Consider the following 1,589-nt stretch of genomic DNA (forward strand, 5'->3'; position numbering starts at 1 on the left):
CGGCGCTGAACAGGAACAACGCGGCGATGGCGGCGGCCAGGACGCGGGGGGAATACGGCATCAAGAAGCTTCCGTGGAACACAGACCGTGGAGCTTGCACGATCCGCGCGCGTACGGCCAGCGTGAGGGCGCAGTCAGCTTGCGCGCCGCTGGGGCTTCAGTCAGCCGCGGCTGCGGCGCGCAGGTCGGCGGCGCGGTGTTCGCCCAGATAGCGGGTGATTGCAAGCCGCATCAGGTACAGCAACGGAATCAGGGCGATCGCAAAGCCCATCTTGTAGACGTAGTTGACACTGCTCACCGCCAGGAACAGCGATGTCGGCCAGTGCTGCGGGCCGAGCACGAAGGCGATCCAGATCACCACGAAGCTGTCCACCAGCTGCGAGACCGCGGTGGAACCGGTGGCGCGCAGCCATACATGGCGCTCGCCGGTGGCCTGGCGGATGCGATGGAACACCGCCACGTCGATCAGCTGGCCGAACAGGAACGCCACCAGCGAACCGGCAATGGTCCACATGCCCTGTCCGAACACCGCCGCGAACGCGGCCTGGTAATCGGGCACGCCGTGGGCATCCATCGAGGTCACCCACCAGCTGGCCGGTGCCAGCGAGATCGCAGCGAAGGCGAACAGGAAACCGTAGGCGATCAACACCACCGCCAGCCACGAGATGAAACGCACCCCGCGCTTGCCGAAGAATTCGTTGATGGTGTCGGTCATGATGAACACCACCGGCCACAGCAGCGTGCCGGCGGTGAAGCTCAACGAGCCGGTCTGGCCGAACAGGTTCCAGTTCAGCGGATCGATGCCGAGGGTGTCTTCCAGGGCGAAGATCTTCACCCCGATCAGTTCGGCCAGTACGGCGTTGCCACAGAAGAACGCGGCCAGCACGATGAACAGCAGGACCGCGCGGTCCTGCAGCGGGCGCGCATGAGACGCCTCGCTCATTCGGAACGATCGCCAGCGCGGGTGAACGGAACGCTGGAGGGCGCCACTGCACCGCCGGAAATGATGAAGCTCATCGCCTGGTCCACCGTCCAGTCGGTCGGGGTGAGCAGCTCGACGGGCACGATCTCCAGATAGCCCGAGGTCGGGTTCGGCGTGGTGGGCACGTAGACGGCCGCCAGTTCGCGGTCGGTGCCCTGTTCCTTGATGACCCGGGTGACCAGGCCGACCGATTTCATGTCGCGATGCGGGAAGTCGATCAGCACCACGCGCTGGGTGCTGCCCGGCTCGGTCTGCAGCATGTCCAGCAGCTTCTTGGCGCTGTCATAGATGATGCTGGCCAGCGGAATGCGCTTGATGATCGCACCGACCCAGCGCAGCAGGCGCTGGCCGACCACGCGTCGGCTGGCCACGCCCACCGCCAGGATCACCAGCAGCGTGGCCAGCAGGGCGATGGTGTTCTGGATCCATTCGGCGCGGACCCAGCCGAGGTAATGCGGGAAGTTGGTCGCGATCTGTTCGGACAGCGGCACTACCAGTGGGCTGGAAATGCCCGACAGCAGCACGAACACGAATTTGACCACCACCCATGTCAGCCAGATCGGCAACAGGGTCAGCAGGCCGGTCAGGAACAGGCGCTGCAGGGAGG

Annotated in this window: 2 protein-coding genes; both read right to left on the reverse strand. The window is 65.3% G+C overall.

What is annotated here, in order from left to right; genetic code table 11:
- Positions 1-157: 157 nt before the first annotated feature.
- Positions 158-943, reverse strand: a complete 786-nt coding sequence (locus DBR20_RS09330) for a queuosine precursor transporter (protein WP_108265979.1) — start codon at positions 941-943, stop codon at positions 158-160.
- Positions 940-1,589, reverse strand: a 650-nt coding sequence (locus DBR20_RS09335; RefSeq protein ID WP_108265980.1) for a DUF502 domain-containing protein, incomplete at its 5' end; no start/stop codon positions are given. The genes DBR20_RS09335 and DBR20_RS09330, both read right to left, overlap by 4 nt.

It is taken from the genome of Stenotrophomonas sp. HMWF023 (assembly GCF_003060985.1).
Classification (GTDB): domain Bacteria; phylum Pseudomonadota; class Gammaproteobacteria; order Xanthomonadales; family Xanthomonadaceae; genus Stenotrophomonas; species Stenotrophomonas lactitubi.